Annotated in this window: 34 protein-coding genes, 5 pseudogenes and 1 riboswitch; of the genes and pseudogenes, 24 read left to right on the forward strand and 15 right to left on the reverse strand. The window is 31.6% G+C overall.

The annotated features are described in order from the left end of the window. The first annotated feature begins 71 nt into the window (after nucleotides 1–71). From NMU03_RS10020 to NMU03_RS10095, 16 genes and pseudogenes are all read left to right on the forward strand, one after another. Complete coding sequence (locus NMU03_RS10020) at nucleotides 72–314, forward strand: hypothetical protein (RefSeq protein WP_290138039.1); 243 nt, start codon at nucleotides 72–74, stop codon at nucleotides 312–314. A gap of 40 nt (nucleotides 315–354) precedes the next feature. Then, nucleotides 355–836: pseudogene (locus tag NMU03_RS10025) on the forward strand (peptidylprolyl isomerase). 1 nt (nucleotide 837) lies between these two features. Next, nucleotides 838–1,083 (forward strand): thioredoxin domain-containing protein, encoded by a 246-nt coding sequence (locus NMU03_RS10030; protein WP_290138041.1) that lies wholly within the window; start codon nucleotides 838–840, stop codon nucleotides 1,081–1,083. 13 nt (nucleotides 1,084–1,096) lie between these two features. Continuing rightward, nucleotides 1,097–2,098 (forward strand): UDP-glucose 4-epimerase GalE, encoded by a 1,002-nt coding sequence (gene galE / locus NMU03_RS10035; RefSeq protein ID WP_290138043.1) that lies wholly within the window; start codon nucleotides 1,097–1,099, stop codon nucleotides 2,096–2,098. A 110-nt stretch (nucleotides 2,099–2,208) separates the two neighbouring features. Further along, the gene (locus NMU03_RS10040; RefSeq protein WP_290138045.1) at nucleotides 2,209–3,039 is read left to right on the forward strand and encodes an ABC transporter ATP-binding protein; all 831 of its coding nucleotides are present in this window, start codon (nucleotides 2,209–2,211) and stop codon (nucleotides 3,037–3,039) included. Continuing rightward, complete coding sequence (locus tag NMU03_RS10045; RefSeq protein WP_290138047.1) at nucleotides 3,039–3,800, forward strand: ABC transporter permease; 762 nt, start codon at nucleotides 3,039–3,041, stop codon at nucleotides 3,798–3,800. Before NMU03_RS10040 ends, NMU03_RS10045 begins: the two co-directional genes overlap by 1 nt. Nucleotides 3,801–3,826: 26 nt before the next feature. Next, complete coding sequence (locus tag NMU03_RS10050; RefSeq protein ID WP_290138049.1) at nucleotides 3,827–4,096, forward strand: acylphosphatase; 270 nt, start codon at nucleotides 3,827–3,829, stop codon at nucleotides 4,094–4,096. A gap of 266 nt (nucleotides 4,097–4,362) precedes the next feature. Further along, on the forward strand, nucleotides 4,363–6,543 hold the full coding sequence (nrdD, locus tag NMU03_RS10055; protein ID WP_290138051.1) for an anaerobic ribonucleoside-triphosphate reductase: 2,181 nt from the start codon (nucleotides 4,363–4,365) through the stop codon (nucleotides 6,541–6,543). Nucleotides 6,544–6,545: 2 nt separating this feature from the next. Further along, nucleotides 6,546–7,067: an anaerobic ribonucleoside-triphosphate reductase activating protein gene (gene nrdG, locus NMU03_RS10060; protein ID WP_290138053.1), complete on the forward strand. Its 522-nt coding sequence runs from the start codon at nucleotides 6,546–6,548 to the stop codon at nucleotides 7,065–7,067. Between the two features lie 129 nt (nucleotides 7,068–7,196). Next, a complete protein-coding gene (locus NMU03_RS10065; protein ID WP_290138056.1) occupies nucleotides 7,197–7,811 on the forward strand; it encodes a GyrI-like domain-containing protein in 615 nt (204 codons plus the stop codon). Between the two features lie 26 nt (nucleotides 7,812–7,837). Then, a pseudogene (locus tag NMU03_RS10070) lies at nucleotides 7,838–8,595 on the forward strand (exodeoxyribonuclease III). After that, a complete protein-coding gene (gene yfcE / locus NMU03_RS10075; protein ID WP_290138058.1) occupies nucleotides 8,592–9,131 on the forward strand; it encodes a phosphodiesterase in 540 nt (179 codons plus the stop codon). The pseudogene NMU03_RS10070 and the gene yfcE overlap by 4 nt, the downstream one beginning before the upstream one ends. Nucleotides 9,132–9,198: 67 nt before the next feature. Then, nucleotides 9,199–9,405, forward strand: a complete 207-nt coding sequence (locus NMU03_RS10080) for a GntR family transcriptional regulator (protein WP_290138060.1) — start codon at nucleotides 9,199–9,201, stop codon at nucleotides 9,403–9,405. Continuing rightward, nucleotides 9,392–9,907: a UTRA domain-containing protein gene (locus NMU03_RS10085; protein ID WP_290138061.1), complete on the forward strand. Its 516-nt coding sequence runs from the start codon at nucleotides 9,392–9,394 to the stop codon at nucleotides 9,905–9,907. The genes NMU03_RS10080 and NMU03_RS10085 overlap by 14 nt, the downstream gene beginning before the upstream one ends. Nucleotides 9,908–9,997: 90 nt before the next feature. Then, nucleotides 9,998–11,597: pseudogene (locus NMU03_RS10090) on the forward strand (ABC-F family ATP-binding cassette domain-containing protein). Nucleotides 11,598–11,648: 51 nt separating this feature from the next. Continuing rightward, the gene (locus NMU03_RS10095) at nucleotides 11,649–11,906 is read left to right on the forward strand and encodes a heavy metal-binding domain-containing protein (RefSeq protein WP_290138063.1); all 258 of its coding nucleotides are present in this window, start codon (nucleotides 11,649–11,651) and stop codon (nucleotides 11,904–11,906) included. Nucleotides 11,907–11,993: 87 nt separating this feature from the next. Here NMU03_RS10095 and NMU03_RS10100 read toward each other — a convergent pair whose 3' ends face one another. The 9 genes and pseudogenes from NMU03_RS10100 to NMU03_RS10140 all read right to left on the reverse strand — a co-directional run bounded on the left by NMU03_RS10100 (nucleotide 11,994) and on the right by NMU03_RS10140 (nucleotide 16,676). Next, nucleotides 11,994–12,131 carry a hypothetical protein gene (locus tag NMU03_RS10100; protein WP_290138064.1) on the reverse strand — a complete coding sequence of 46 codons (138 nt, stop codon included), beginning with the start codon at nucleotides 12,129–12,131 and terminating at the stop codon, nucleotides 11,994–11,996. 203 nt (nucleotides 12,132–12,334) lie between these two features. Beyond that, nucleotides 12,335–13,147: an ATP-binding protein gene (locus NMU03_RS10105; protein ID WP_353956694.1), complete on the reverse strand. Its 813-nt coding sequence runs from the start codon at nucleotides 13,145–13,147 to the stop codon at nucleotides 12,335–12,337. Then, a pseudogene (locus NMU03_RS10110) lies at nucleotides 13,133–13,294 on the reverse strand (AAA family ATPase); the annotation flags it as partial. The gene NMU03_RS10105 and the pseudogene NMU03_RS10110, both read right to left, overlap by 15 nt. Before the next feature lie 194 nt (nucleotides 13,295–13,488). Beyond that, complete coding sequence (tnpC, locus tag NMU03_RS10115) at nucleotides 13,489–14,817, reverse strand: IS66 family transposase (RefSeq protein WP_290138066.1); 1,329 nt, start codon at nucleotides 14,815–14,817, stop codon at nucleotides 13,489–13,491. After that, on the reverse strand, nucleotides 14,814–15,071 hold the full coding sequence (locus tag NMU03_RS10120) for a hypothetical protein (protein ID WP_290138067.1): 258 nt from the start codon (nucleotides 15,069–15,071) through the stop codon (nucleotides 14,814–14,816). Before NMU03_RS10120 ends, tnpC begins: the two co-directional genes overlap by 4 nt. Nucleotides 15,072–15,137: 66 nt before the next feature. Continuing rightward, the gene (gene tnpB, locus NMU03_RS10125) at nucleotides 15,138–15,485 is read right to left on the reverse strand and encodes an IS66 family insertion sequence element accessory protein TnpB (RefSeq protein WP_290138069.1); all 348 of its coding nucleotides are present in this window, start codon (nucleotides 15,483–15,485) and stop codon (nucleotides 15,138–15,140) included. Continuing rightward, nucleotides 15,482–15,745 carry an IS66 family insertion sequence element accessory protein TnpA gene (gene tnpA, locus NMU03_RS10130; protein ID WP_290138071.1) on the reverse strand — a complete coding sequence of 88 codons (264 nt, stop codon included), beginning with the start codon at nucleotides 15,743–15,745 and terminating at the stop codon, nucleotides 15,482–15,484. The genes tnpB and tnpA overlap by 4 nt, the downstream gene beginning before the upstream one ends. 69 nt (nucleotides 15,746–15,814) lie before the next feature. After that, complete coding sequence (locus NMU03_RS10135) at nucleotides 15,815–16,021, reverse strand: AAA family ATPase (RefSeq protein WP_290138073.1); 207 nt, start codon at nucleotides 16,019–16,021, stop codon at nucleotides 15,815–15,817. Nucleotides 16,022–16,172: 151 nt separating this feature from the next. Next, nucleotides 16,173–16,676, reverse strand: a complete 504-nt coding sequence (locus NMU03_RS10140; protein WP_290138074.1) for a flavin reductase family protein — start codon at nucleotides 16,674–16,676, stop codon at nucleotides 16,173–16,175. 74 nt (nucleotides 16,677–16,750) lie between these two features. Between NMU03_RS10140 and NMU03_RS10145 the strand changes: the two genes are divergently transcribed. Both NMU03_RS10145 and NMU03_RS10150 read left to right on the forward strand, forming a co-directional pair. Next, a complete protein-coding gene (locus NMU03_RS10145) occupies nucleotides 16,751–17,296 on the forward strand; it encodes an alpha/beta hydrolase (protein ID WP_290138075.1) in 546 nt (181 codons plus the stop codon). Next, a complete protein-coding gene (locus NMU03_RS10150) occupies nucleotides 17,281–17,670 on the forward strand; it encodes an alpha/beta hydrolase (RefSeq protein WP_290138077.1) in 390 nt (129 codons plus the stop codon). Before NMU03_RS10145 ends, NMU03_RS10150 begins: the two co-directional genes overlap by 16 nt. Before the next feature lie 18 nt (nucleotides 17,671–17,688). On the opposite strand, the gene NMU03_RS10155 is transcribed toward NMU03_RS10150, so the two are convergent. From NMU03_RS10155 to NMU03_RS10180, 6 genes are all read right to left on the reverse strand, one after another. Then, complete coding sequence (locus NMU03_RS10155; RefSeq protein WP_290138079.1) at nucleotides 17,689–17,874, reverse strand: hypothetical protein; 186 nt, start codon at nucleotides 17,872–17,874, stop codon at nucleotides 17,689–17,691. Between the two features lie 451 nt (nucleotides 17,875–18,325). Next, on the reverse strand, nucleotides 18,326–18,736 hold the full coding sequence (locus NMU03_RS10160) for an ATP-binding cassette domain-containing protein (RefSeq protein WP_353956695.1): 411 nt from the start codon (nucleotides 18,734–18,736) through the stop codon (nucleotides 18,326–18,328). Beyond that, complete coding sequence (locus NMU03_RS10165) at nucleotides 18,724–18,930, reverse strand: ATP-binding cassette domain-containing protein (protein WP_290138080.1); 207 nt, start codon at nucleotides 18,928–18,930, stop codon at nucleotides 18,724–18,726. Before NMU03_RS10165 ends, NMU03_RS10160 begins: the two co-directional genes overlap by 13 nt. 9 nt (nucleotides 18,931–18,939) lie before the next feature. Further along, complete coding sequence (locus tag NMU03_RS10170; RefSeq protein WP_290138082.1) at nucleotides 18,940–19,437, reverse strand: hypothetical protein; 498 nt, start codon at nucleotides 19,435–19,437, stop codon at nucleotides 18,940–18,942. After that, entirely contained in the window at nucleotides 19,430–19,633 is a 204-nt protein-coding gene (locus tag NMU03_RS10175) for a hypothetical protein (RefSeq protein WP_290138084.1), read from the reverse strand. Before NMU03_RS10175 ends, NMU03_RS10170 begins: the two co-directional genes overlap by 8 nt. Before the next feature lie 127 nt (nucleotides 19,634–19,760). Next, nucleotides 19,761–20,270: a hypothetical protein gene (locus tag NMU03_RS10180; protein WP_290138085.1), complete on the reverse strand. Its 510-nt coding sequence runs from the start codon at nucleotides 20,268–20,270 to the stop codon at nucleotides 19,761–19,763. Between the two features lie 157 nt (nucleotides 20,271–20,427). On the opposite strand from NMU03_RS10180, the gene NMU03_RS10185 reads away from it, so the two are divergent. The 6 genes and pseudogenes from NMU03_RS10185 to purC all read left to right on the forward strand — a co-directional run bounded on the left by NMU03_RS10185 (nucleotide 20,428) and on the right by purC (nucleotide 24,488). Further along, a complete protein-coding gene (locus NMU03_RS10185) occupies nucleotides 20,428–20,757 on the forward strand; it encodes a hypothetical protein (RefSeq protein WP_290138087.1) in 330 nt (109 codons plus the stop codon). 202 nt (nucleotides 20,758–20,959) lie between these two features. Further along, the gene (locus NMU03_RS10190; protein WP_290138088.1) at nucleotides 20,960–21,130 is read left to right on the forward strand and encodes a hypothetical protein; all 171 of its coding nucleotides are present in this window, start codon (nucleotides 20,960–20,962) and stop codon (nucleotides 21,128–21,130) included. A 56-nt stretch (nucleotides 21,131–21,186) separates the two neighbouring features. Then, nucleotides 21,187–21,363, forward strand: a complete 177-nt coding sequence (locus tag NMU03_RS10195; RefSeq protein ID WP_290138090.1) for a hypothetical protein — start codon at nucleotides 21,187–21,189, stop codon at nucleotides 21,361–21,363. A 25-nt stretch (nucleotides 21,364–21,388) separates the two neighbouring features. Beyond that, nucleotides 21,389–21,468: riboswitch (ZMP/ZTP riboswitch) on the forward strand. A gap of 162 nt (nucleotides 21,469–21,630) precedes the next feature. After that, nucleotides 21,631–23,264 (forward strand): annotated as a pseudogene (locus NMU03_RS10200) (formate--tetrahydrofolate ligase). Between the two features lie 15 nt (nucleotides 23,265–23,279). Further along, nucleotides 23,280–23,765 carry a 5-(carboxyamino)imidazole ribonucleotide mutase gene (purE, locus tag NMU03_RS10205; RefSeq protein WP_290138092.1) on the forward strand — a complete coding sequence of 162 codons (486 nt, stop codon included), beginning with the start codon at nucleotides 23,280–23,282 and terminating at the stop codon, nucleotides 23,763–23,765. 18 nt (nucleotides 23,766–23,783) lie between these two features. Beyond that, on the forward strand, nucleotides 23,784–24,488 hold the full coding sequence (purC, locus tag NMU03_RS10210; RefSeq protein ID WP_290138093.1) for a phosphoribosylaminoimidazolesuccinocarboxamide synthase: 705 nt from the start codon (nucleotides 23,784–23,786) through the stop codon (nucleotides 24,486–24,488). Nucleotides 24,489–24,492 lie beyond the last annotated feature (4 nt).

Below are 24,492 nucleotides of genomic sequence, written 5' to 3' on the forward strand. Positions count from 1 at the left end.
AAAACGGTTACAGCATAATTATAGTGAAATTTATAGAAAAAGATGTTATGATAACACTAGGAGGATAAAACATGGAAGTTGGATTAATTATTATATTGTTTTTATCAAATGCTTTTGCATTGGATTGTCTTTATAATAAAAGAATAAAAACAACAGGCGCTTTATTGATTTTGAATTTATGTTTAACTGTAGCTTTGGCATACCAATTTGAACAAATGGAAAAGATTGTTCATTTGTTGTTAGGATGTATTGCCTTAATTATTTTATTTTTTGGTGTAAAATTTTATTTAAAGAAGAAAAAGAAGATACGATGAATACAAGTCATCGTATGATTGAAGAGAAAGAGGATGAACTATGAAAACAATTGATTTTGAAATTGAAATGGAAAATGGAGAAGTGATGTCGGGTGAGTTATATCCTGAGATTGCCCGCGTACGGTGAAAAATTTTGTGGACTTGATTGAAAGTCATTTTTATGATGGATTAATTTTCCATCGTGTCATTGCTGGATTTATGATACAAGGAGGTGGGTATGATAAAGATATGCATATTCATGAAACACCTGCCATTAAAGGTGAATTTAAAAGTAATGGAATTGATAATCCATTGTTGCATACCAGAGGTGTGCTTTCAATGGCCCGTACGATGATAAAAGATTCTGCGAGTTCACAATTCTTTATTATGCATGAAGATGCTCCTCACTTAGATGGCGATTATGCAGCGTTTGGTAAGATTACCAAAGGAAAACATGTCATTGATGAAATTGCTAATGTTGCTACAGATGCCAGAGATTGTCCATTAGAACCAGTCGTTATTAAAACAATGAGGTTAATCTAGTATGAAACTATTTTATTTAAAGAATTGTCCATATTGTCGTCAGGCATTAACGTGGATTCAAGAGTTATATCAAGAAGATGAAAAATATCAGCAAGTTCCATTAGAAATGATTGAAGAAAGTGAACAGAGTGAATTGGCTGATCGTTATGATTATTATTATGTTCCTTGTTTTTTGAAGATCAGAAAAAACTTCATGAAGGAGCAGCTTCTAAAGACATTATTCAAAAGATATTTGAGGACTATTTAAAGGAGGAAAACAAATGAAAATTTTAGTCACAGGAGGGGCAGGCTATATTGGCAGCCATACAGTTGTAGAATTAATGCAGGAAGGTCATGAAGTTGTGATTGTTGATAACTTTTATAATTCTAAACCAGAAGCATTGGATAATATTACCAAGATTACTGGAAAAAGACCGACTTTTTATGAAGTGGATTGCTTAGATGAAATGGCTATGGAAAAGGTTTTTCAGGAACATCATATTGATGGAGCTATTCATTTTGCTGGTTATAAAGCGGTTGGTGAATCCGTTCAAAAACCAATGGAATATTATCAAAATAACTTGATGAGTACGCTAGTTTTATGTCAGTTATTAAGAAAATATAACTGTAAGAATTTGATTTTTTCATCAAGTGCAACAGTTTATGGAAATCCTCATACTGTTCCAATCAAAGAAGATTTCCCATTAGGACCAACAACAAATCCTTATGGTACAACAAAATTAATGATTGAAAATATTTTAAGAGATATTTATATTTCTGATGATGAATGGAATATCGTCTTATTAAGATATTTTAATCCAATTGGTGCTCATGCCAGTGGATTGTTAGGTGAAGATCCTAATGGTATTCCTAACAATTTGGTGCCTTATATTTCAAAAGTTGCAGTTGGAGAACTTGAATGTTTAGGTGTCTTTGGAAATGATTATGATACACCTGATGGAACAGGAGTCAGAGATTATATTCATGTGGTTGACTTAGCCAAAGGGCATGTTAAAGCGTTGAAAAAATTAACTGGAGATCATGGTGTCTATACTTATAACTTAGGGACAGGACATGGTTATAGTGTTTTGGACATTGTTAAAGCATATGAAAAAGCCAATGATGTGAAAGTTAATTATGAAATCAAGCCAAGACGTGCGGGTGATATTGCGACTTGTTATGCTGATCCAACAAAAGCCAGAGAAGAACTTGGTTGGGTGGCTGAAAAAACATTGGAAGATATGTGTAAAGACGCATATCACTTTATCACAAAGAATCGTTAAAAGTATCTTTCGGGATACTTTTTTCATAACAAAAACTTCCCTGCATAAGTCAATAGGGACTTGCAAAAAAGTCGGGGGGGGGTATATAATAGAAGTGAGGAGGATATATGATGAATGAAAATGTCATTGAAGTCAAAAAGCTATCTAAACAATTTGCCACAACGATTGCTTTAGAGAACTGTGATTTGATGATAAAAAAAGGAGAAATTTTTGGCTTTTTAGGGCCCTCGGGAGCTGGTAAGACAACGACAATTAAATTGTTGACGGGGCAATTAAAAAATGATAGTGGCGATATTTTGGTTTTGGGTGAAAATCCTTTTTCATCGAAGATGAAACAAAAGATTGGAATTATGAGTGATAACAGTGGATTATATGAGAAGATGAGTGTTTATGATAATTTGTTGTTGTTTACAAAAATCTATGATATTGATAAAAGTTGTATTGAAAAAGTTTTAGCAGAAGTTGATTTGTTGGATGTTAAAAATCAGCAGGTCAGTCAATTATCAAAAGGAATGAAACAAAGATTAATTTTTGCAAGAACAATTATTCATTCACCATCACTTTTGTTTTTGGATGAACCCACAGCAAACCTTGATCCTTCAACAGCTCAAGAAGTCAGAGAGATTATAAAAAAATTAAATGCAAAGGGAACAACCGTCTTTTTAACAACACACAATATGGAAGAAGCAGATGAAATGTGTCATCGTGTTGCTTTCTTGAATCATGGACATATTATTGAAAGTGGCGAACCAGAGGCTTTGAAGTTAAAGTATTCAAAACAATTGATTCGTATAAAAACGGATAAAAAAGATTATACGATTCCTTTAGATAAGCCCCTTTTAAAACAGGAATTAGAACAGATGAATGAATTATTAATGATTCATTCTATTGAACCAAGTTTAAAAGAAGTCTTTTTAACACTTACAAAGGAGGAATCATAATGAATATACGTATTTGTAAAGCTTTATTTATGAAAGATTTAAAGAATTGTTTTGTGAATAAAAATGTCTTTTTGATGTTAGCTTTACCAGTCTTATTTGGTGCGATGTATAATTTTTTATTGAGTGATATATTAGAAGGAGCGACTGGTAGTTTTGTTATTGTGCTTTGTATTGTCATGACAATATCAATTGTACCTTTGAATGTTCTAGCTAATATGGTTGCTGAAGAAAAAGAAAAACATACATTACGCTCATTAATGCTTGCAAATGTCAGTGCGACAGATTTTTTAGTAAGTAAAGCAATGGTTGCTTTAGGATTAATGTTAATTGATGGTATACTTATTTTTCTTGTCTGTGGACAACCTTTAGGGCAATTAGGATATTTTATATTATTTTTTGTCCTTTCATCTTTAGGTGTTCTTTTCTTTGGCGCTTTAGTTGGTTTATTGGCTAAAGATCAAATGAGTGCTGGGACATTAAGTTCACCATTAATGATTTTCTTAATGTTACCACCAATGTTTAGTCAGTTTAATGAAGTGATTGGAAAAGTGGCATTATTGTTTCCTACTACATCTTTTCAAACATTATATTTACAATTATCTCAAACATCGTTTTGGAATCAAGATGTATTTATTGCGATGGTTGTTTGTTTGATTTGGGTTATTGTTGGAATTATTGCTTTTATTTACGGTTATCGAAAAAAGGATTGGATGATTAGAGAAATCTTGAGGGTTTTTCTTTTTTTCATTTTGATAAGATGATAGAATAAAAGTAAGAAGGTGATAGGATGGTTAGAAAACATATTATTTTTAAAGGACACGTTCAAGGTGTTGGCTTTCGTATTACATTTTATCAACAGGCAACACGTCTTCATTTAACAGGCTGGGTCAGAAATTTAAGTAACGGTGATGTTGAAGCTTGTGTGCAAGGGGAATGGTCTTTGATTCAACAGGCTATTATGCATATGCAAAGTATTCGCTATATTCGTATTGATCATTATGATATAGAAGATTTAGCTGTTTTAGAAAACGAAAAGAGTTTTGAAATGAAATATTGATACTCATTTTGCTGGTTGAAAATGAGAAAATAATTTTCCGTCAAATTATCAGTTTTACTCTTTTATTTTGTCTATAAATAAGCTATAATGTTTCTAGATAATAAAATCAAATCATCGAGATAAAATCAAAAAGTATTGATAAAATCAATGCTTTTTGATTTTGTTTGTGAGATTTTTAAAAACTAGGGAGTGATGGTGTATATTCCTTTTCTTTAGATGATGAATATGATACACTAACTATTACAATAACAAGGAGGAAGGGTTTTATGAAGATTATTAAACGTAATGGAGCTGAAGTGATATTTGACCAATCGAAGATTACAGCTGCTATTGAAAAAGCGAATAATGAGGTTGTCAGCAAGGATAGATTATCAGATGAAGATATTGATAATATTACAAACAATGTGAAATATCAATGTGAAAAAATGAAACGAGCATTGAATGTTGAAGAAATTCAAAATCTTGTTGAAAATGAAATTATGAAATTAAATGCTTTTGCGGTAGCGAGAAAATATATTACATATCGTTATATGCGTGCATTGGTGCGTAAATCTAATACGACAGATGAACAGATTTTAAGTTTGATTGAATGTGCTAATGAAGAAGTGAAACAAGAAAATTCAAATAAAAATCCAACTGTTAATAGTGTTCAACGTGATTATATGGCAGGAGAAGTGAGTAAGGATATTACGAAACGTTTATTGTTGCCAGGACATATTGTTAAAGCTCATGAAGAGGGGATTATTCATTTCCATGATTCAGATTATTTTGCACAACATATGCATAATTGCTGTTTAGTCAATCTTGAAGATATGTTACAAAATGGAACAGTCATCAGTGAAACAATGATTGAAAGACCAAAGAGTTTTTCAACAGCTTGTAATATTGCGACACAAATTATTGCGCAAGTAGCCAGCTCACAATATGGAGGACAAAGTATCAGCTTATCTCATCTTGCTCCTTTTGTTGATGTCAGTCGTCAAAAATTTAGAAAAGAAGTACGTGAAGAATTTGAACAGGAAAATATTCCAGTGACAGAAGAACAGATTAATGAATTGGCTGAATATCGTGTGCGTAAAGAAATTAATCGTGGTGTTCAAATGATTCAATATCAGGTCATTACTTTAATGACAACAAATGGCCAGGCACCATTTGTGACAGTCTTTATGTATTTAAATGAAGTGCCTGATGGACAAGTGAAAGATGATTTGGCTTTAATTATTGAAGAAACATTAAATCAAAGAATTTTAGGTGTGAAAAATGAAAATGGTGTGTATGTCACACCAGCTTTCCCTAAATTAATTTATGTTTTAGAGGAAGATAATATTAGTGAAGATAGTCGTTATTGGTATTTAACAGAATTAGCTGCAAAATGTACAGCTAAACGAATGGTTCCTGATTATATTTCTGAAAAGAAAATGTTGGAATTAAAAGTGGATAAAAACAATGAAGGACATTGTTATACATGTATGGGATGTCGTAGTTTCTTAACACCATATGTTGATCCAAAAACAAATCAACCTAAGTATTATGGACGTTTTAATCAAGGGGTTGTCACTATTAATCTTGTGGATGTGGCTTGTTCATCACAAGGTGATATGAAAGAATTCTGGCGTATTATGGATGAAAGATTGGCTTTATGTAAAGAAGCTTTAATGTGTCGTCATAATCGCTTAAAAGGAACAGTCAGTGATGTGGCACCAATTTTATGGCAATATGGAGCTCTTGCGAGACTTCAAAAAGGAGAAACACTTGATCAATTGCTTTATGGTGGTTATTCAACAATTTCACTTGGTTATGCAGGACTTTGTGAATGTGTGAAATATATGACAGGAAAATCACATACTGATCCTGAGGCTACACCGTTTGCCTTAGAAGTGATGCAACATTTAAATGATGCTTGTGCTTTATGGAAAGCTCAAGAAAATATTGATTTTAGTTTATATGGTACCCCAATTGAATCAACAACATATAAATTTGCAAAATGTTTACAAAAACGTTTTGGAAAGATTCCTGGTGTGACTGATAAAAACTATATTACAAACAGTTATCATGTCAATGTGACTGAAGAAATTGATGCTTTTACAAAATTAACATTTGAATCACAATTCCAAAAATTATCACCAGGAGGAGCTATCAGCTATGTTGAAGTTCCTAATATGCAAGATAATATTGAAGCTGTTTTAGCGGTAATGAAACATATTTATGAACATATTATGTATGCAGAATTAAATACAAAGAGTGATTATTGTATGGAATGTGGCTATGATGGAGAAATTCAAATCAAAGAAGATAAAGATGGAAAATTGATTTGGGTATGTCCAAATTGTGGCAATACAAATCAGGATAAAATGAGCGTAGCCAGACGTACATGTGGATATATTGGAACACAGTTCTGGAATCAGGGACGTACACAAGAAATTAAGGAACGTGTCTTACACTTATAAAAATGAAGTATGCAACTATTAAAACTGTTGATATAGCCAATGGAACAGGAGTGCGTGTGTCACTCTTTGTTTCTGGCTGTACCCATCGTTGTCCTGATTGTTTTAATGAAATTGCATGGGATTTTCAATATGGTCAAGATTTCACGCAAGAAACGATAGATTTTATTTTAAAGGCACTTTCACCAGAACATATTGCTGGATTAACTCTTTTAGGTGGGGAACCAATGGAATTAGTCAATCAAGAAGGTTTGTTGCCTTTATTAAGACAAGTGCGCAATACTTATCCTGATAAAAATATCTGGTGTTATACAGGTTATTTGTATGAAGATTTGTTACCTGGTGGTAGAGCTTATGGTGAAAATACAGACGAGATTTTAAGCTATATTGATATATTGGTGGATGGTCCTTTTATTGTCAGTCAAAAGAATATTCGTTTAAAATTCAGGGGATCTGAAAATCAAAGAATTATTGATATAAAGCGAACAAATCAAGCTTGTCAAGTTGTTTTGTGGGATGAAAAGTGATTAAAAAAATCACTTTTTTTGTGTGAAAAATAAAAAATAAGATGATAAAAAATAAAAAAATCCTAAAATAAGTAGATATTTTTATGGAAATTATATATAATGTTAAATGCAGTGGAAGGAGGATTTTCAATGAAGGAAGGCATTAGAAGAGAGTATAAAAAGCAATATGATGCTTCAACAAAAAGAATTGATGTTGTCGATGTGCCAGAATTTAATTTTCTGATGGTTGATGGAATCGGAAATCCCAATGTGGAAGAGTTTAAATTAAAAGCTGAGGCTTTACATATATTATCTAAAGCAATTAAAGATTATTTTAAAGAAAAGATGGATTTATTATATTTAATTTCTCCATTAGAAGGCTTATGGGATACATATGATAATAGCCAATTTGATGTCACAAGAAAGAAAATGATTAAATTTACTTTGATGGTTGCACAACCAAAAGTCCTTGATGAACAGACTTTTGAAATGATTAAAGAAAATGTGGCTTTAAAAAAGGATAATCCATATCTTGTTGATGTGTATTTAAAGAAGTTTACAGAAGGACGTTGTGTACAAATGTTACATAAAGGGGCTTACAACACAGAAATTAATACAACCAAACAAATTATGGAATATATTACAATTCAAGGGATGAAATTAAGTGGATTCCATCATGAGATTTATTTAAATGATCCAGAAAAGAATCCTGTTGATAAACTCAAAACAATTGTAAGATATGCTATTGAGGAAGAGGGGGTATAACCCCTCTTTTTAAAAAGGAGGAAAATATGTTATTTGTATCATGGAATGTGAATGGTTTAAGAGCTTGTTTAAATAAAGGATTTCAAGATTTTTTCTTAGCTGTTGATGCAGATATTTTTGCAATTCAAGAAACAAAATTACAAAAGCAACAATTAGATTTACAATTTGATGGTTATATTTCGTACTATAATGATGCAGTGAAAAAAGGATATAGTGGAACAGCTATTTATACAAAAAAGAACCTTTGTCTGTAACCTATGGTTTAGGCAAAGAAGAACATGATCAGGAAGGTCGTGTCATTACATTAGAATATGAAAACTATTATTTTGTGACAGTCTATACACCTAATTCTAAAAGAGGATTAGAACGTTTAGACTATCGTCAAGTTTGGGAAGATGTTTTTAGAGAATATGTGAATCGTTTGAAACAGAAAAAATCAGTTGTGATTTGTGGAGATTTGAATGTAGCGCACAATGAAATTGATTTAAAAAATGATAAAACGAATCATAAAAATGCTGGTTTTACAGATGAAGAAAGACAAAAGTTTACAGAATTGTTGGAGAGTGGTTTTATTGATACATTCCGTCATCAATATCCAACAGTAGAAAAGTATTCTTGGTGGTCATATATGTTTAAAGCGAGAGAGAAAAATGCTGGCTGGCGTATTGATTATTTTGTTGTGTCTGAGGATTTAGAAAAACAGATTCAAGATGCTTATATTTATAATGATGTTTTTGGATCTGATCATTGTCCTGTTGGGGTTGAATTGGAGGGATTGAAATGAAATTAATGATTGTTTCAGATATTCATGGTTCTTATGATGATTTTAAAAGAGTGATGGATATTTATGAAGAGGAACAGGTTGATAAATTGATTTTACTAGGAGACTTGCTTTATCATGGTCCTAGAAATCCATTGCCTGAAGGTTATCAACCTAAAAAAGTTATTCAATTGCTTAATCAGTATAAAGATAAGATTATAGCGGTGAGAGGAAATTGTGATGCAGAAGTAGATCAGATGGTTTTAGAATTTCCAATGCGAAGTGACTATATTGAAATGTATATTGATCAACATCGTTTCTTTTTGACACATGGACATTTATATGATGAGACACATTTACCGATGTTACAACAAGGTGATGTTTTTATGTATGGTCATTTCCATAAACCTGCATTAAAGAAAGAAAATGGGATTATTTTCTTTAATCCTTCATCTATTTCATTACCAAAAGCCGGAGAAAAAAGTTTTGGGATTTATGAAAATGGCGAGTTAAAGATTGTTTCTTTGGGTAAAAAGTGTCTTCAAAGTATGAAAATATAGAAAAATAATAAAAAAACCGTGAAATTAAATTAAAAGTATGGTATTTTTATATTGGTGAGGTGAGTTTATGGCAAAGTACAGAGATATTGCTGATGATATTCGTCAGAAAATTAAAAATCAAGAATATACTTTTGGTCAAAAGCTTCCTTATGAGTATGTTTTATGCATGAGCTATCATTGTAATAAAGAAACAATGAAAAAAGCTTTAGATATATTAGTCAAAGAAGGATTGATTATTCGTCGACGGGGCAGGAACTTTTGTGAAGGATTTTGATCCATTAATGGAAAGAGCTGTGAATAAATCAGCAAGAGGTTTAACAGCCCAATATCAAGGCATCAAAGAAGTGACAAGTGATGTTTTAGAATTTGAAGTTGTTCCCGCTGATGAATTATTATCAGAGAAATTACAGATTGATGTTGGAGACTTTGTCTATCATATTATACGTTTACGTTTTTTAGATAAAATTCCTCATCTTATAGATATTACCTATATTCCTATTAGTGTCATTCCTAATTTGAAATTACAACATTTAAAAGGCTCAATCTATGGCTATATTGAAAATGTCTTGAAATTAAAGATTCAAAGTTGCCATTTAACAATTCATGCAGCTTTATCCACACCTTTAGAACAACAATATCTTGGTTTAAAGGAAAATGAACCCTATATTCAAGAAGAACAAATCTCTTTTTTAAGCAATGGTTCGATTTTTGAATATACTTTATCAAGACAACACTATGCCCATTTTGAATTTCAAACAGTGATTGTTCAACAATAATGCGTTATCATGCTTTTGATAACGTTTTTCTTTGCAAAAAAATATCTTTCATGTATAATAGAGTGGACTTGTCAAAAAGGAGAATGAGAAATGATAGCAACGCAAAATGTATCTTTAAGATATGGTGATCGAGCCTTATTTGAAAATGTATCTATCAAGTTTACAGAAGGAAACTGTTATGGGATTATTGGTGCCAATGGTGCTGGAAAATCTACTTTTTTAAAAATCTTATCAGGTGAAATTGAACCCAATAAAGGAGAAGTTTTGATGACACCGGGACAAAGACTTTCGGTGTTAAAACAGGATCATTTTGCCTATGATGATCAGGAAGTTTTAAAAACAGTTTTAATGGGAAATAAACGTTTATATGAAATCATGTTAAGAAAAGAAGAACTTTATAGTAAAGCAGATTTCAATGATGAAGATGGAATTGAATTGGCTGAACTTGAAGGTGAATTCATGGAAATGGATGGTTGGAACGCTGAAACCGATGCTGAAATTTTATTAAATGGATTAGGTATTTCATCTCAGTTTCATCATGTCTTGATGAAAGAATTAGGTGACCAGCAAAAAATTAAAGTTTTATTAGCACAGGCATTGTTTGGTAATCCAGATGTCTTATTATTAGACGAACCAACAAACCACTTAGATTTAAAGAGTGTGACATGGTTAGAAAACTTTTTACTTAATTTCCCTAATACTGTTATTGTTGTATCACATGATAGACATTTCTTAAATAAAGTTTGTACACATATTGCTGATATTGATTATAGTAAGATTCAATTATATGTAGGTAACTATGATTTCTGGTATGAATATTCACAAATGATGTTGAAGCAGGCCAAGGAAATCAATAAAAAAGCGAAGCCAAGAAAAAGAATTAGAAGAATTTATTGCACGTTTTAGTGCCAATGCATCAAAAGCAAAGCAGGCGACATCACGTAAAAAATTATTAGATAACTTAGAAATGGTAGATATAAAACCATCACTCAGAAGATATCCATTCATTGGTTTTACACCAGATAGAGAAGTAGGAAATATTGTTTTAACGGTTGAAGATTTAGGTTACAAACAAAATGGTGAACAAATTTTTGATCATGTATCTTTCTCTATCTCACCAAAAGATAAAGTAGCTTTTGTTTCAGATCATGAATTAGCTGTGACTTGTTTCTTTAAGATTATTATGGGAGAAATCACAGATTATACAGGTACTTTCCAATGGGGTGTTACAACATCAAGATCATATTTTCCAAAAGACAATAATGAGTATTTTGATGATTGTGATGTGACATTGGTAGATTGGTTAAGACAATATGCTAGTGAAGATGCTTATGAACAGGATTTAAGAGGATGGCTTGGTAGAGTCTTGTTCTCAGGTGAAGAGGCTTTAAAGAAAGCAAATGTCTTATCAGGTGGAGAAAAAGTGAGATGCATGTTAGCTAAAATGATGATGGCTAATGCCAATGTTTTGGTTTTAGATGAACCAACCAATCATTTAGACTTGGAATCTATTCAAGCATTGAATGAAGGGTTAATGCGTTTTAAGGAAAATATCTTATTTGCATCACATGACCATCAATTTGTCCAAACTGTCGCTAATCGTATTATTGAATTAAAAGATAATGGATGTATTGATCGTTTATCAACATATGATGAATATTTAGAATATAAAGAAAGTTTAGAAGGTTAAGAGTGATTCTTAGCCTTTTGTGCTATAATGGAAGAAAGGAAGGTGGCTTATATGATTACATCAACATTATCTTCTTATCCAGGTAAGAAAGTTGTTAAAGATTTGGGTATTGTTTTTGCATATGATGATGCAATTCGTCCCACACGATTTGCAATGAATATGGAAGTGTATTTGAATCATGCTTTAAAACGTTTAGGTGAAAAAGCAAAGGAAAAAGGCGCCAATGCAGTTTTGGGTGTTTGTTTTGATTTAAGAGATTCAATGAAACCTATGGTCATGGGTACGGCAGTTATTTTAGAAGATGAATAAAATATTTATTCAATTGGAATCCAGATATTATGCCAGTTAAAGTATTCGTCTTCTGGTTTACTCATAGCAACAATTTGTGTGATCATATCACCAGCTAAGTTGAGGTTGTTCTTGTTGATTAATAATTTCATCAATATCTGTTAAATTCTCTTTTTGTAAGATTTGAACTATTTCATCATGAATTAACTTATCATAATAACAGATGATTTCAGCAGTCATTTCCAAGATTCTTACTCATTTTCCACTTGTATAATACATAGAAAAACTAAGCTTTCAAATAATTTGAGAGTTTTGATTCTATTTGATAAAAAAAGAACAGGAGTATGAATCTTGTTCTCTTTTCAGTTATTCTAAAATATGTTTTTCTAAGTTTAAGATAAATTCTAATGTATATAATGGATAATAGTGAATTTGATGAGAGTTTTCTCCTATATTTTTTGAGAAAAACGAAAAGCAATGTCTGGGTGATATTGATCAATATAGCTATCAAATGATTTTGAAGATGTATGGCGAGAAGATTTCACTTCCATAGGTGTCACTTTTCCTTGATAGTAAATCACAAAATCAATTTTTTGTGTTGGAGAAGGTTGATAATAATAAGTACTTTTTTGTTTTGAATGAAGTATTTGAGCGACTATATTTTCATATAATGCACCTTTAAAATAACCAATATCTCTACTTATGAATGTTTTGATAACAGCCTCGTCAAATTGTGAAACAAGGAGACCGGTATCAGTCATATAGACTTTAAAAATATTTAATTCTTTATTGACTTCTAAAGGCAACTCAGGTGTTTTGAGTCGATATGTCTTGACAATCAGACCACTATCTTTTAACCAATCAAGACTTGACTCATAGTAACGAGCATTTCCCCCATTTCTAATCAATTTATATTGAAACTTTTTATTTTCTTTGGCAAGTTGCAAAGGTATGGAATCAAAACATTCTCGTGCTTTGATTCTCTCAGAACCATGAGCATATTTCAGCATATCATTTCGATAATCATCCACAATCTGTCTTTGAATAAGTAAAGCATCACGGTATGATTTTGTTTTTAAGAATGTTTTGACAACTTCAGGCATTCCACCAATAATCATATAATCTTTAAAAAATTGATTGAATTTTTCATGGATAGCTAAAGGAATAGAAGTGTTATTTTGAATACAATTATAAATCGTATCAATAATCGTTGGATTTACCCCCATCGCTTCAATAAATTCTAAAAAGGTCAAAGGGAACATATCCCATGTTTCAACATAACCTACTGGAAATGAAGAGCTTGAAGCAACCGCAACACCTAACATACTTCCAGAGCAGATAATATCACAAGGAAAATCTTCTGATAGAAATTTAAGAGCAGTCAAAGCATCACTACAAGCTTGAATTTCATCTAAAAAAGAAGTGTATTTTCATCAAAAGAGATATTCATATAAGTTAGTTCAAAATATTGGAGAATATCTAAAGCTGTTTTGGTATTTTGTAAGCGTCAAATAATAAAGCCCTATAAATAATGCTGAAGAAACACTATAATAGGACTGTAAGTATTTATTGGATTTCATTTAACGACTAAAAGATCGTATTTCTACGATTTTTTAGTCAGATATATGTTTTCTGGTAATGATTTTGACCATGGCATGATCTTTTCTAGTTCCTTGTCATCATTAATATCTATTTCAGTTAATGCTGTTAAAAGATATTCAAAATAATCATATGGCTTGAGATTATTAAGTTTTGCTGTTTCAAGGAGCGAATAGATTGCTGCACTTGCTTCTGCTCCTTTAACTGTGTTTGAAAACAGCCAGTTGCGACGACCTACGCAGAATGGACGAATTGAATTTTCTGCTCGATTGTTGGATATTTCAATACGACCTTCTTCAAGATACAATCTTAAGTTTTCTTCCTGGTTGATGCTGTATGTTAAGGCTTGGCTGAGTTTGGTCTTTTCAACTGCTACTTTTGCACATTCCTTGACATCCTTGAAGAAATCATCAATGATTGGCTTTGCTTCTTTTTGCCTTGTGTCTTTGATCTCTTCATAGCTTTTGCCTTTTAATTTCTTTTCAAGCGTAAAAAGCTTATTGATCTTATGAAGAAGTCTGTAACTTGCAGTACCTTTTAGATCTGTATCAGATGGTGCACCATCAAGTGCTTCTAAATACTTTCGACGACAATGTGCCCAGCATCCCATGTGTCTGATATCATCAAGTTTGTCATAGGCCTGATATCCATCTGTCTGAAGTATATTATGATATCCTTCAAGATGTTTCTTTGCATGTTCATGACCTCTTGTGTTTTCATAAATGAAATGAACAATTTGCTTGTCTTCACTTCGTCCTGTCTTGTATACCCACATATAGGATTTTGTTGTTGGTTTCTGGTCTGGAACATTCAAAACCTGATTTGTTGTTTCATCCGCATGCAGATATTCACTTTGAAGAAGTGTCTTATGCATATAATCAGTCATTCTTTTGAAATATTCATCATGAAGCTTGATCATCCAGTTGGCCATTGTCTGTCTTGATAGTTTCAATCCAATCTGATTGAACATCACTTCCTGTCTGTATAAAGGCAATGCCTTATTGAATTTATTATCAATAATATATGATAAAAGTGATGGTGATGCAAAACTCTTATAGATAACAGAAGCTTTCATATCTGCCTTGAATATTTTTGATTTTAATGAATCTTCCTCACATCTGTCACAGGTATAGACATATTGAACATGCTCAATAACTTCATACCTTGCAGGATAATAGACAAGTTCTTTTCTGATGTTTTCACCAATCTTTCTTAATGGTTCACCACAGTCAGGACAGTTCTTGTTTTCTAGATCATAAATCTTTGTTACAGCGGGTAATGATGAAATATCAATGCCACGTTTATTGTTTTTCTTTTTTCGTTTATATGTCACTTCTTCAAGTTTTGGCTCTGCTTTGATTGGAGTTGATTCAATTTCAATTTCATCAAAAAGAGAAATCTGGTCAGGAAGAACAGTTTTTTCTGATGATGAACCAAAAGCTTCTTCTGCTGAAGTCTGATCTGCTGACTGTACCAGTTTAACTGTTCACTTAAAACATTGATCTCGTTATCCTGTCTTTTGATTCTTTCTTCAAGCATATTGATTTTTTTGATTAGTTCTTCCTGACTTAGATTTCTCAGATTCATTGTATAATTCACTCCATATATTAATAATTCAACGAATAGTATTGTACCATATTTCAATATGAATTATTAGATGAGAAGCTGTTTTTCTTTGAATTTTTCTTCAAATTCAAGGCCTTCCAGAAGCCAGTTGAGCTGAGTGGAAGTTATTTTTCTTGTATTGGAATCATCATGTTCTTCAATCTTGAACCTGCCATGTTCAAGTCTTTTGATAAACAGCCAGAAACCATTGGATTCATAATAGAGTATCTTGATCCTGTTTCTGGCTTTGTTTGTAAAGATAAACAAACTATGATCAAGAACATTCATCTGAAAGTGAAGATTCACGATCTGTGTCAAACCATCAATCGACTTTCGCATATCAACATAATGGCTTGAAACATATATATTCTTGATTTCATCGGTGTTAATGATCATTTTAATGCACCAATGACTTTATCAAGCAATGAAGAATCAAATTCAACAGTATGACCATCAATATTCATCGATACAAGTGTTGGCATGTCATCAATAACTCCAACAGGCAGAAAGATATCAGTAGAAACCGAATCCTTTTGAATCTTCCTTTTATTTTTATAGAAAGAGCTGAGAGCAAGATGATGTTCATCACAGTATTTATTAACAGTGAGTCCACTGTTCAGCTGATCATCAATGATCTTTTTCCAATCATATTTCATGTAGCTAAACCTCCTTTTCAATTGGTAGTTACATTTTATATGATTTGTTTTATAAATATCAGTGCTATTTCATTTGACGCTTACGGTATTTTGAAATAATGTTTTGAATTCATCATCTCTTTCAAAATTAATCTCTATTAAATGCTGATAATGATTTTTTGCAAATTCTCTGACAATATATGTTTTGCCCGTCTGCCTCGCTCCTTTAATAATAAGTGGTTTTTTTGTTGATTTATTTTTCCATTGGATGAGATCATTATATATCGTTCTTTTCATTTTTATCACCACCTGTACTTATTATATCATCTTTTTTATAAAAAATGCAAAATGCATAAAATTTATATGTAAAAAAATGCAAAATACATATTTTATTTATTTTTTAAAGAAATGACTATAAAAGAAAAAATGAGGTTAAAATAATAAGGTGTTATACCTTTTGGTAAACACCTTTTATTTTCGCAATATAGACATGATGATAATCTTTTTCAGGATACCATTTTTGATCTAAAGAAGTATCAATAAAATTCTCTGGTTTTATAATATCTTCATAAATTTTTTCAACAATGAAAACAAATTTTGCTTCTTCAAAAGTAGGGACACCATCAATGAAAGTTGGATGAAAATCAACATTTTGAATCTTATCTTGATCACGTCCAGAAACTGTTCCCAAAACAGAGAGTTCTTTTTTATAACCATCAAAAAATGATAATGAAAAGCATGATTGCTCGTCAACAAATTGTTTTGTATAGCGTTGAGGACGAATATAGGCTTGGACAACATTTTCTCCCCATAAAACACCCATACCACCCCAAGAAGCAGTCATAGTATTGATTTTATTTTGATCACCTGCCGTTATCAACATCCAATCTTTGCCGATTGCCTGAAAAGTATTCATATCTAAATTTTGAATATCTATTTTTTTAAAAGCCATCTTTTTTCCTCCTTTCCATAATTATAACATAATATATGCATAAAATAGAAAATATAAGAGAGGTGCATCCAAAAATGAAAAAATCAATCAAAATTATTCTCTGTTTTATTTCTGTTGTGGTTCTTTTTCTTGGAGGTATCACTTTCTATGTTGGTAATTATTTATATGATTATACATTAAATCCACTTTCACAACATTCACTATTTGAAAATATGGTTTCATCAAATCCATCTGAATCTCATCAATGGTTAGAAACGCATGCTGTTCATACTTCTATTCAAAGCTATGATGATCTTTTTTTGCATGCTTATTATATAGAACAGGATGCACCTGTATACGTTATTATGGTTCATGGTTATCGTAGTGATGGAACAAGTATTATTAATCCTATTAAGCGTTTTTATAAACAGGGTTATAATCTTTTGATTCCTGATTTAAGAGGTCATGGACAAAGTGAAGGTGATTATATTGGAATGGGCTGGGATGATCGTTATGATATTCTTGGTTGGATTGATTATATTTTAACTAAAGATGCACATGCCCAAATTATCTTATATGGTGTGTCAATGGGTGGCGCAACGGTTATGAATGTTGCGGAGAAAAATTGCCACCACAAGTGAAAGCCGTGATTGAAGATTGTGGTTATACCAGTGTCTGGGATGTTTTTCAATATCATATTTCCATGCAAAAATGGCAAAGTGAAATTGCTTTGCATATGGCAAGTTTTGTCACAAAAATACGTGCAGGTTATGCATTAGAAGATGTCAATCCTTTAAAACAAGTACAAAAAAGTCAGGTGCCCATGTTATTTATTCATGGAAGTCAAGATGATTTTGTCCCTTGTGAGATGGTTGAAGAACTTTATCAAAATGCGACCTGTCCTAAAGAAAAGCTAATTGTTGAAGGAGCAGGTCATGCCCTGAGTTGTTCAACTGATGCATCAGTCTATTATCAGACCATCTTCCAGTTTATTGAACGTTATACAAAAAAATAGATGCTATATAACATCTATTTATGCTCTTTGGATACGCATTTCATTTTTTAATTCATATAAAGCATGACGTGCTTCTTCAATATCTTCAATCACATCATAAATAGCTTGACGTTGTTCATCATTCATATGCACATCTTGAGAAATATTTAAAAGCTTCTCTAATGCCTGATAAATAAAATCATTCGCAAAATCTATTCGTTCCATTGCTGCCCTCCTTTATAAAAATATGTGTATACCAATCATAATGACTACCATTGAGATATAATGATAACTCGAAATGTTATGAAATACAAGTGAAACTACAAAAGCAATCGTCCATAAACCAAGCTGTAGAGTAAGTAAGGATAGAGGAATAGGAAGAGATAAAAAAGACAAGAGAATGATATGAATCAAAGCATAAAAAGCAAGATATTGTAGCCACTTTTTAAATAATAAAAGATAACGTTCTAACAATGATAGACGTAAGCGTATGAGAGTATTTAAACATAAATACTGATAAACAATTTGATAAAAAAGTAAACTCCAAAAGATTTGAATCAAAACAAAAATAAGATAACGAAAATCAAAAAAAGGATAATGAAATAAAAGATAAGGTGTTATATCCAAATAAAGATGATTCAAAAAGCAAACAACGATACTATAAAATAAAAAGACTTTAATCCATTTCATCTAGATGAAGTTGTCCTTCTAAATGATAAATATGCGTATAATGAATATCTGGTAAATAGTCATGAGCAGCAATGATAATGGTATGACCTTGAAGATGTAATTGATTAATGATTTGACAAAAAGTTTGAATAGATGCCTGATCTAAACCTCGGGTTGGTTCATCTAATAAAATCAAATCCTGTTTTTCCATTATGGCTTGAATAATACCTGCTTTTTGACGCATTCCAACTGAAAAGTTTTTTAATTTCATACGACTATGAAAATCGAGTTGAAACTGTTGGCATAAATCTTCTATATATTCTGGATAATAATGATTGTTTAATGACGCTAAAAATTTGAGATTATAGGCTAGGGTTTCGTTTTCTAAAAAACCAGGATTTTCTATTAAGGCACCGATTTGTAAACCTTCTTTTTTTCAATGGTTCCAGATGTAGGTTTTAAGATGCCACATATTAATTTAAATAATGTGGATTTACCAGAACCATTGATGCCATGAATATAAATCAATTCCTGTCCATGAAGATGTAAAGATAAATGTTGCAAGACAGAATGTTTATGAAAGTCTTTGCTTAAATCTTGAATATCTAACATATTTCCTCCTTAAAATAGTTTTGTATAAATAAGATGAAATAAAAAATTAATAAATATAGGTAAAGCTAAATAAATAAAATTTTTCTTATGACCAATTTGTAAATAAATAATCGTAATTTCGATAAAAGTTATAATCAGATTTGTTATCATAAAAATAACAGTGATGAATAAATCGTTTCTTGGTATGGCACCAAAAAAGAAACGATAACTGATATAAATGGTCAACGTATAAATTAAACTAACTAAGATTAAAAAGAGATAGGCAGTTATATAGGCTTTTTGTTCACTGACTCTGATAAGTATAGGTGATAAAAGACGATTGAATCTTGATATCCATTGATAAACCACCAACAAAAAGACATTATTCATATAGACAGCCAGATAATGAGAATAAATCAAACAGATTGTATAAGTGTTTTTGCCACATAATACTGGTGAAGCAATTAACATCAGAATTAATAATAAGACAACTCTTTGATCCAAAAGAGAAAACCATTTTCTAATCATTGCTTTCTCTCCTTATCAGCAGTACTTGAAAACATCCATAACAAATTCCTGCATAAATGATAAAACAAATCAAATACATAGACCAATGTGATAGACCATATGGATTTTCTCTTACATGTTCTAAACCTAAAGCCACAAGATTGTTGATTTGAATTAAAAAAGCACTCTCTGGATAAGGGAGATAACCTTGAATCAAAGCTGGGAATAAAACAAGTAAGATACCAATAATAACTCCACAACAACGATAAACATATTTGTTCGTTATAAAACTTTGTAGAGAAAAATTAAACCGGAAATAAGAGCATATCCTAAAGCTGTCATGATTAAAAAAGAATTAAATTCATACATTCATTCGTACAAAGCAATTGTGTAGTGATGTAATAACCATCAGGATAAGTCATGCTTTGAAAATGAATCGGTGCTAATGTCAAATGACTAATCAATAATAAGCCTAATTGAATAATCATCACAATACAAAAAGTTAAAATGGTGTTCTTCAAATAAGTTTCCTGATAATAACATTTCCTAGATAGACGTGTTTCAATAGGATAGGCTGCATGATTTTGATGCATATTTAAAAGGTCATAGGACATAATGTTTGGTAGCATCAACATCATTAAAATAAATAAAAATGGATTGGTTCCAATACGAAAAAGACTATAATAGAATTCCAGTCCAGCATTGGGATAGGCTTGTTGATAACCAGCTTGTGAAAAGATTGATTGTTGAAAACTATAAATCATGCTGATTACCATCAACATAAAGACAACAATCACTAAAAATAGTTTTTCTTTTGAAAGAAATGCTTTCCATAGAAAACGGTGTTCTTTCATAAAATCAAATTCCTCCTTCCTTATATGATTTCCTCTTTACCTTAACAAATTTATGTAAAAAATGATGGAAACTGTGTCAAAAATGCACAAGCAAGAGTAAAAGTGGCATTTTTTCTATAAAACTGTATAGGTAAAATAAAAATGAGGAGTGAGAGTTATGAAGATTTTAATTTGTTTAGATGACGAAGATTGTATTGAACGTTTATGTGAGTTATTGTATCAAACGCAAATTGATGAAGATATGATGATTGATAGTTATAGTGATTATATAAATATTTCGCGTTCGCCACAAAAAGAGAGCTATAACGTGGCTTTTATTGGTGATACGATTGGTCAAAGAAGTGGATTTGAATTAGGAAGGGCGCTTCATGATGTGAATCCTGAATGTTTAATGATTTATATTGGTGATGATTATACACATATGCATGAAAGTTTTCGTGCATATGGTTTTCAAATGTTTTTAAAAAAGAGTTATCAAATTTATTAAAAGGAGAGTTTCAAAGAATATGGCAACACTATCAGGAACTTTATCAGCAAGTTTTGTTTTATTTAGATGCGGGTGGAACCCGTCGTTTTTTACCAAGTGAGATTATTTATATTGAAACGAGTCGTTTTCATACACAGCTGGTCACTCAAAGCCAACACTTTTTGGACATTTTCATGATATCAGTCGTACCAAAGATAAATTAATGGATTATTCTTTCTTTCAAATGCATCCTCATTATTTTGTCAATATGAATGAGATTTTATTGATAAGAAATGGGGAACTAGAAATGCGTAATGGAGATTGTATACCTACATCTATTATGAATAAAGAACTTATTAATGATGCGATTCAATCTTTTGTTGGACGATTGTAGTTCATGAAATATTACGTTCAATATTTTTTTAAATGTTTGAAATGGTTATATGGATATTGGTTGAAAAATATCCAAGAAATAGGCTTGAAATCAATGAGTTAGCTATTTTAAAACATATGATATATTTATATATTGGTGGAAGAATAAAGAATTTATTAAAGGATGAATCTAAGCAAAAAGATATATCTAAAAAACTTGATAAAGGAGCTTTAAAAAATATCAATAATTGTTGAAAAAAGAGTAGAAATGATATTATTCATGTAGTTATACAACTGACGGAAGTGGAATAGACCACATGGAAGTATAATGGGAAAGAGTCGACCGTCTGGGCAATCGTCTGGACGTTTAGACTCTTTTTTGGTTTTTCATAAATTGACAGCGATATCAATAGTCAAAAGTATGAATTTATGGTATAAAGAAAGTGTTAAGAGGTCCACAAAATCAAAACAGAAAGGGTGTTAATGATGTTAACAGATGTAGAAATTGCACAAAGTGCAAAAATGAAACCAATTCAAGAAATCGCAAAAAAAGTTGGATTAAGTGAAGATGATTTAGAGCTTTATGGAAAATATAAAGCGAAAATTTCTTTAGAAGCCATTAATCAACTTCAATCAAAAGACAATGGAAAACTTATTTTGGTAACAGCGATTAATCCAACACCTGCGGGTGAAGGAAAAACAACAACGATGATTGGTTTATCTCAGGCTTTAAACCAATTAGGGAAAAAGCTGTTGTGGCAATGCGTGAGCCAAGTTTGGGTCCATGTTTTGGTATTAAAGGTGGTGCTGCTGGTGGTGGATATGCACAGGTTGTTCCAATGGAAGATATTAATCTTCATTTTACAGGGGATATTCATGCTATTACAACAGCGAACAATTTAATTGCAGCGATGTTGGATAACTCTATTCAACAAGGAAATCCTTTGGATATTGATACACGACAAATTGTTTGGAAAAGATGTGTGGATTTAAATGATCGTGCTTTAAGACATATTGTTGTAGGACTTGGTGGCAAAGTTAATGGTGTGCCAAGAGAAGATGGTTTTGATATTTCGGTTGCCAGTGAAGTGATGGCGATTTTATGTTTGGCAACATCTTTAGAAGATTTAAAACAACGTGCAGGACGTATGATTGTGGCTTATAATCATGCTGGTGAACCTGTTACTGTGGATGATATTCAGGCAACAGGTGCAGTCACATTATTATTGAAAGATGCGATTAAGCCAAATTTAGTACAGACTTTAGATCATACACCAGTTTTTGTTCATGGTGGTCCATTTGCCAATATTGCACATGGATGTAATTCAGTGATGGCGACAACTCTAGCCATGAAACTTGGTGACTATGCAATTACTGAAGCTGGTTTTGGAGCTGATTTAGGGGCTGAAAAATTCTTAGATATTAAATGTCGTCAAGCAGGATTAAAACCTGATGCAGTAGTCATTGTGGCAACAGTCCGTGCTTTAAAAATGCATGGGGGTGTAGCCAAAAAAGATTTAGGTGAGGAAAATCTTGAAGCTTTACGTAAAGGTATTGAAAACTTAGAAAAACATATTGAAAATATTCATAAATATCATTTACCTAGTGTGGTGGCTATTAATGCTTTCCCAACTGATACAGAAGCTGAACTTCAATTATTAAAAGATATTTGCTTAGAAAAAGGTGTGGATGTAGCGATTAGTGAAGTTTGGGCTAAAGGTGGTGAAGGTGGAGTAGAACTTGCTGAAAAATTATTGGATGTTTTAGAAACAAAAGAAGCCAACTTTGAACCTTTATATGATTTAGATTTATCAATTGCTGATAAGATTAAAGTGATTGCTAGAGAAATATATGGGGCAGATGATGTGACTTTCACAAAGAAAGTAATCAATAAAATGAAAAAATATGAAGCACAGGGATTAGGACATATGCCTATCTGTATTGCCAAAACACAATACTCACTTTCTGATGATCCAACTTTACTTGGTCGTCCTAGTGGTTTTGTGGTGAAAATTAATGACTTGATCCCAAATACTGGAGCTGGATTCTTGGTTGCGATTAGTGGCGATATTATGCGTATGCCAGGTTTACCTAAACAACCTGCTGCAGTGAATATGGATATAGATGAAGATGGAAAAATTGTTGGATTATTTTAAGAAAGGAATGAAATAATGAAAGTTGCAGTGATTATGGGTTCAACAAGTGATTTGCCTAAAGTTGAACCAGCGATTCAAATTTTAAAAGATTATGGTGTGGAAGTACAAGTGAGATGTTTATCTGCTCATCGTGCTCACGTTGGGTTAAGTGCTTTTATTGAAGAAGTCAACAATAATGGTACAGAAGTGATTATTACAGCAGCCGGCATGGCAGCTGCTTTACCAGGTGTTGTGGCATCACAAACAGTCTTACCAGTTATTGGTGTACCACTTACAAGTGCCGCGTTGGATGGAATGGATGCCTTGTTGTCAATTGTCCAAATGCCTTCTGGTATTCCCGTTGCAACAGTAGCGATTAATGGAAGTAAAAATGCTGCTTATTTGGCTTTACAGATGATGGCTATTCATCATAAAGAATTAAAAGATAAATTAGTGGCCTTCCGTCAGGACAATGAAAAACAGGCTTTAAAGGCTAATCAGGAAGTTATGGAAAAATATTAATAAGAGGAGAAAAGAAAAATGGCAAAATTATTATATGAAGGAAAAGCAAAACAAGTTTATGAAACAGAAAACCCTAATGAATACATCATTCATTATAAAGATGATGCAACAGCAGGAAATGGTGTCAAACATGATCAATTTGAAGGAAAAGGTGTTTTAAACAATACGATTTCTTGTATTATCTTTGATATGTTAGAAGAAGCAGGAATCAAAACACATATGATTGAAAAAATCAATGAAAGAGATATTCGTGTCAAAAAAGTAGAAATCTTCCCATTAGAAGTGATTATTAGAAATATCACAACAGGATCATTCTGTAAAAGATTAGGGGCTAAAGAAGGCATTGTTTTAGAAGAGCCTATCTTTGAATTAAGTTATAAAAATGATGATTATGGTGATCCATTAATTAATGATGATCATGCTGTGGCTTTAGGACTTGCTACTCGAGATGAATTAAAATATATTCGTGAAACAACATTAAAGATCAATGAATTATTAAAAGCATTCTTCTTAAAATTAAATTTAAAATTAGTTGATTTTAAGATTGAATTTGGAAAAACAGAAGATGGAGAAATCTTATTAGCTGATGAAATTTCACCTGATTCTTGTCGTTTATGGGATGTTGATACAAATCAAAAATATGATAAAGATGTTTTTAGACAAGATATTGGTGATTTAATTGAAACTTATAAAGCTGTACTTGCAAGAATGGAAAATAAATAAGGAG

Origin of the sequence: Allocoprobacillus halotolerans, from assembly GCF_024399475.1 — a bacterium.
Classification (GTDB): domain Bacteria; phylum Bacillota_I; class Bacilli_A; order Erysipelotrichales; family Coprobacillaceae; genus Allocoprobacillus; species Allocoprobacillus halotolerans.

Coding starts and splice junctions, on each gene's coding strand:
- NMU03_RS10020 (WP_290138039.1), top strand. CDS start 72: ATGGAAGTTGGATTAATTATTATATTGTTTTTATCAAATGCTTTTGCA.
- NMU03_RS10030 (WP_290138041.1), top strand. CDS start 838: ATGAAACTATTTTATTTAAAGAATTGTCCATATTGTCGTCAGGCATTA.
- galE (WP_290138043.1), top strand. CDS start 1,097: ATGAAAATTTTAGTCACAGGAGGGGCAGGCTATATTGGCAGCCATACA.
- NMU03_RS10040 (WP_290138045.1), top strand. CDS start 2,209: ATGAATGAAAATGTCATTGAAGTCAAAAAGCTATCTAAACAATTTGCC.
- NMU03_RS10045 (WP_290138047.1), top strand. CDS start 3,039: ATGAATATACGTATTTGTAAAGCTTTATTTATGAAAGATTTAAAGAAT.
- NMU03_RS10050 (WP_290138049.1), top strand. CDS start 3,827: ATGGTTAGAAAACATATTATTTTTAAAGGACACGTTCAAGGTGTTGGC.
- nrdD (WP_290138051.1), top strand. CDS start 4,363: ATGAAGATTATTAAACGTAATGGAGCTGAAGTGATATTTGACCAATCG.
- nrdG (WP_290138053.1), top strand. CDS start 6,546: ATGAAGTATGCAACTATTAAAACTGTTGATATAGCCAATGGAACAGGA.
- NMU03_RS10065 (WP_290138056.1), top strand. CDS start 7,197: ATGAAGGAAGGCATTAGAAGAGAGTATAAAAAGCAATATGATGCTTCA.
- yfcE (WP_290138058.1), top strand. CDS start 8,592: ATGAAATTAATGATTGTTTCAGATATTCATGGTTCTTATGATGATTTT.
- NMU03_RS10080 (WP_290138060.1), top strand. CDS start 9,199: ATGGCAAAGTACAGAGATATTGCTGATGATATTCGTCAGAAAATTAAA.
- NMU03_RS10095 (WP_290138063.1), top strand. CDS start 11,649: ATGATTACATCAACATTATCTTCTTATCCAGGTAAGAAAGTTGTTAAA.
- NMU03_RS10105 (WP_353956694.1), bottom strand. CDS start 13,147: ATGTTCCCTTTGACCTTTTTAGAATTTATTGAAGCGATGGGGGTAAAT.
- NMU03_RS10120 (WP_290138067.1), bottom strand. CDS start 15,071: ATGAATCTGAGAAATCTAAGTCAGGAAGAACTAATCAAAAAAATCAAT.
- tnpB (WP_290138069.1), bottom strand. CDS start 15,485: ATGATCATTAACACCGATGAAATCAAGAATATATATGTTTCAAGCCAT.
- tnpA (WP_290138071.1), bottom strand. CDS start 15,745: ATGAAATATGATTGGAAAAAGATCATTGATGATCAGCTGAACAGTGGA.
- NMU03_RS10135 (WP_290138073.1), bottom strand. CDS start 16,021: ATGAAAAGAACGATATATAATGATCTCATCCAATGGAAAAATAAATCA.
- NMU03_RS10140 (WP_290138074.1), bottom strand. CDS start 16,676: ATGGCTTTTAAAAAAATAGATATTCAAAATTTAGATATGAATACTTTT.
- NMU03_RS10145 (WP_290138075.1), top strand. CDS start 16,751: ATGAAAAAATCAATCAAAATTATTCTCTGTTTTATTTCTGTTGTGGTT.
- NMU03_RS10155 (WP_290138079.1), bottom strand. CDS start 17,874: ATGGAACGAATAGATTTTGCGAATGATTTTATTTATCAGGCATTAGAG.
- NMU03_RS10165 (WP_290138080.1), bottom strand. CDS start 18,930: ATGTTAGATATTCAAGATTTAAGCAAAGACTTTCATAAACATTCTGTC.
- NMU03_RS10170 (WP_290138082.1), bottom strand. CDS start 19,437: ATGATTAGAAAATGGTTTTCTCTTTTGGATCAAAGAGTTGTCTTATTA.
- NMU03_RS10180 (WP_290138085.1), bottom strand. CDS start 20,270: ATGAAAGAACACCGTTTTCTATGGAAAGCATTTCTTTCAAAAGAAAAA.
- NMU03_RS10185 (WP_290138087.1), top strand. CDS start 20,428: ATGAAGATTTTAATTTGTTTAGATGACGAAGATTGTATTGAACGTTTA.
- NMU03_RS10190 (WP_290138088.1), top strand. CDS start 20,960: ATGGATTATTCTTTCTTTCAAATGCATCCTCATTATTTTGTCAATATG.
- purE (WP_290138092.1), top strand. CDS start 23,280: ATGAAAGTTGCAGTGATTATGGGTTCAACAAGTGATTTGCCTAAAGTT.
- purC (WP_290138093.1), top strand. CDS start 23,784: ATGGCAAAATTATTATATGAAGGAAAAGCAAAACAAGTTTATGAAACA.